Annotated in this window: 4 protein-coding genes; 3 read left to right on the forward strand and 1 reads right to left on the reverse strand. The window is 68.2% G+C overall.

The genetic code is table 11. The annotated features are described in order from the left end of the window. Positions 1-15: 15 nt before the first annotated feature. The gene (locus tag EJK15_RS77340; RefSeq protein WP_138720805.1) at positions 16-1,335 is read right to left on the reverse strand and encodes a sigma-70 family RNA polymerase sigma factor; all 1,320 of its coding nucleotides are present in this window, start codon (positions 1,333-1,335) and stop codon (positions 16-18) included. A 121-nt stretch (positions 1,336-1,456) separates the two neighbouring features. Here EJK15_RS77340 and EJK15_RS68510 point away from each other — a divergent pair, with 121 nt between their 5' ends. The 3 genes from EJK15_RS68510 to EJK15_RS68520 all read left to right on the forward strand — a co-directional run bounded on the left by EJK15_RS68510 (position 1,457) and on the right by EJK15_RS68520 (position 3,004). Further along, positions 1,457-1,870 (forward strand): VOC family protein, encoded by a 414-nt coding sequence (locus EJK15_RS68510; protein ID WP_138720806.1) that lies wholly within the window; start codon positions 1,457-1,459, stop codon positions 1,868-1,870. Positions 1,871-2,024: 154 nt separating this feature from the next. Then, complete coding sequence (locus EJK15_RS68515; RefSeq protein WP_138720807.1) at positions 2,025-2,477, forward strand: YdeI/OmpD-associated family protein; 453 nt, start codon at positions 2,025-2,027, stop codon at positions 2,475-2,477. A gap of 77 nt (positions 2,478-2,554) precedes the next feature. Next, positions 2,555-3,004: a DoxX family protein gene (locus EJK15_RS68520; RefSeq protein WP_138720808.1), complete on the forward strand. Its 450-nt coding sequence runs from the start codon at positions 2,555-2,557 to the stop codon at positions 3,002-3,004. Positions 3,005-3,057: the final 53 nt, after the last annotated feature.

A 3,057-nucleotide genomic window follows, 5' to 3' on the forward strand; every position in this document is an offset into this window, starting at 1 on the left:
GTTCAAGATCTGGACTTATGGCGTGTTTCCGAGTGCGAGACCTGCCTGCCGCGGCTGAGTGAATCGCAGCATGTTGCCGGAGGGATCGAGGAAGGCGCAGTCGCGGACGCCGTCGGGCTGGTTGATCGGTTCTTGCATCACTTCGGCGCCCGCGGCCTCGATGTGCTCGAAGGTGGCGTCGCAGTTGTCGGTCACGAAGCCAAGACGGCCCAGGAGGCCGTTGGTCATCAGGTCCTCGATTGCCTGCCGGTCGGCCGGTGGGACTCCCGGGTCTGTGCAGGGCGCTTGAAGGAAGATCTGCACGTCCGGCTGCGCCGGCGGGCGGACGCTCACCCGCCGCGTTCCCTCGGATCCGAGGTCATCGCGTACCTCGAAGCCGAGTACGTCGCGGTAGAAGGCGAGCGCCTCGTCGAGGTCGTGGACGGCGAGAGCGCAGGAGGAGAGTTTGAGGTCCGTACCGGTCAACGCCGCTCCTTGTCGCCGGGCGGAGAGGTAGACGATGTTGAGGTCGTGGAGCCGGTCCGGGTCGGTGTCGATGGCGATTCGGGTGATCTTCTCGTCGTGGATGGTGAAGGTGATGACGGCTTTCGGCTGGCCGCGGTGTGACCAGACGGCCGCCGGGACGCCGTCGACCAGGGCTAGCCTGGCGGCCTGAGCCCGTCCGGCGAAGAAGGCCGCCACCGCTTCGGCGCCGCGGATCTCTATGGCCACGGCGTCCGGATCGAGCAGCTCGACCAGGGCGGTGAAGTTTCCGCCTCGGGCTGCGGCGAGGAATGCCTCGATGATTTCCCGCTTCGCCGAACGCGCGGCATCGGACGCATCGGCCGTTCCTTGCACCCGGCGCCGGGCCCGGCTGGCGAGTTGCCGGGCCGCCGCCGGGGAGCGGTCGATAATGGAGCCGATCTCGGCGAACGACACGGCGAAGACGTCGTGCAGGACGAACGCGAGCCGTTCGGCGGGAGCCAGCGTGTCCAGCACTACCATCAGCGCGACACCGACCGAATCGGCCAGCAGCGTCTCGTCCTCGGGGGTGGCCTGGCCGGCCAGGTGGGTGCTGGGTTGCGGTGCGGTCGGCTCGGGCGGCAGCGCCCCGGCCGAGTCCTCACGCCGGGCCCGGCGCGCCTCGATCATGTTCAGGCAGACCCTGGCGACGACGGTGGTCAGCCACCCGGCCGGGTTCTCCACCTGGCCGGTGTCGGCGCGGCTGACCCGCAGCCAGGCCTCCTGCACCGCGTCCTCGGCCTCGCTGGGTGAGCCGAGCATCCGGTAGGCCACCGCGTGCAAGCGGCTCTGGTGCTCGGCGAACCGTTCGCTCAGCCAGTCCTGCTCAACCATCGGTCACATTCCTCCATCCGGTCCTGTCATACCGATTGACCGGCGAACACGCGCCGATGTGACAGCCGGGCCCTGGCCCGGATGTCCGGCACGTATACATCTAAAGTGCAAGGAGTAAGGCATGAAAGCGCACGTCAGCTCGATCCTCCTCGGCGTCCGGGACATGGACCGGGCCAAGCAGTTCTACACCGAGGGGCTCGGCTGGAAGATCAAGAACGACTACGGCATCTCGGTGTTCTTCGAATCGGACGGAGCCTCGCCGGTCGGCTTCTACGGTCGCGAGGGTCTGGCCGACCAGGTGGGCGCGGACCCGGAAGGCAGCGGCTTCAGCGGGCTGGTTCTGACCTACGTCGTCCGCAGTGAGGCGCGGGTCGAGGAGATCATGGCGGAGGCCCACAAGGCCGGCGCCACGATCCTTAAGCCCGCCGGTGCTCTGCCGTGGGGCGGGTACGGCGGCACCTTCGCCGACCCGGATGGCTACATCTGGAGTCTCGGCTACAGCGCCCGGGGAACCGACCAGCCCTACGCCGAGTAGCCGCGATCTCTTGCCCCACAGCCGTCCGGGACGGCGCGGCGCGTGCCGCAGCCGTCCCGGACACGGCGATGGCCCGGCGTGGGAAGTGGGAGCGGCGATCGGAGCCGGGCGGGCCGGATCCGCGGTGAGCCGGCAGAACAACAGGAGAAAGATCATGAAGTTTTGGGCCCACGTCGAGCCACCCGAGCCTATGCGGGGCCTGGAAGTTCCGCCCGAGGTGGTAGCAGCGCTCGGCGGGGGCGCGCGGCCGCCAGTGACGATCACGGTCAACGGGCATTCCTGGAAGAGCCGGGTCGCCCTCATGCGCGGCCGCCACCTGCTCGGCCTCAGCAACGCCAACCGGCAGACCGCGGGTGTCGCGATCGGCGACGAGGTCGAGGTCGAGGTCGAGGTCGAGGTCGAGGTGGAGCTCGACACCCAGCCGCGCGTCGTCGTCGAGCCCCCAGACTTCGCCCGAGCCCTGGACGACCACCCGGCCGCCCGCACCGCCTTCGACCGTCTCACCGACAGCCGCAAACGTGAGCACGTGCGCGCCGTAGAGAGCGCGAAGAAACCCGAGACGCGCCAGCGGCGTATCGAGAAAGCCATCGCCGCCCTGCGGGGCTGAACCCAAAACAAGACTCCGTTGGCGATGCAATCGCCGGCGGAGGTCCGACCCTGCCCAACCTCCGGAAGAGACGATATATGTCGAAACACCTAAAGACCGGTCTGTATTGGTTCCTGGCCCTTCAGTTCGCGCTGGGCGCCGTGACCAAGTACTGGCCGGGCGACACGATATTCAGCACCGCGTACTCCGTGAAGTTCATCGATTGGGGTTACCCGTCCTGGATGCGCTTCGTGGTCGGCGCCCTGGAAGGTGTCGCCGCCGTCCTGCTCGTGATCCCCAACCGGCGAGCACGCTTCTTAGGTGCCACGACGCTGATGTTCGTGCTCACCGGCGCGGTCACCACCCACATCGTCAACCACGACCCAGCGGCGGAGAGCTGGGCCGCGCCGACCCACCTCCTCATCATGGGCATCCTCGCGCTGGCCAACTGGCCCGCCGACTGGCGAGACCTCCTGCGGGCTCCTACCGCGCCGACGGCCCGAACACCACGTCCATCCAACGAAATGACAAGGGTGCAGCACCTTTAAAGGGAAACCCTGACCTGCACCGACCCACGGCGGCCTCATCGCCCCGCCGCTGG

The organism is Nonomuraea basaltis (genome assembly GCF_005893125.1).
GTDB lineage: Bacteria > Actinomycetota > Actinomycetes > Streptosporangiales > Streptosporangiaceae > Nonomuraea > Nonomuraea basaltis.

Bases quoted from the DNA above. Each gene is read 5' to 3' on its own strand.
- EJK15_RS68510 (WP_138720806.1), top strand. From the start codon at position 1,457: ATGAAAGCGCACGTCAGCTCGATCCTCCTCGGCGTCCGGGACATGGAC.
- EJK15_RS77340 (WP_138720805.1), bottom strand. From the start codon at position 1,335: ATGGTTGAGCAGGACTGGCTGAGCGAACGGTTCGCCGAGCACCAGAGC.
- EJK15_RS68520 (WP_138720808.1), top strand. From the start codon at position 2,555: ATGTCGAAACACCTAAAGACCGGTCTGTATTGGTTCCTGGCCCTTCAG.
- EJK15_RS68515 (WP_138720807.1), top strand. From the start codon at position 2,025: ATGAAGTTTTGGGCCCACGTCGAGCCACCCGAGCCTATGCGGGGCCTG.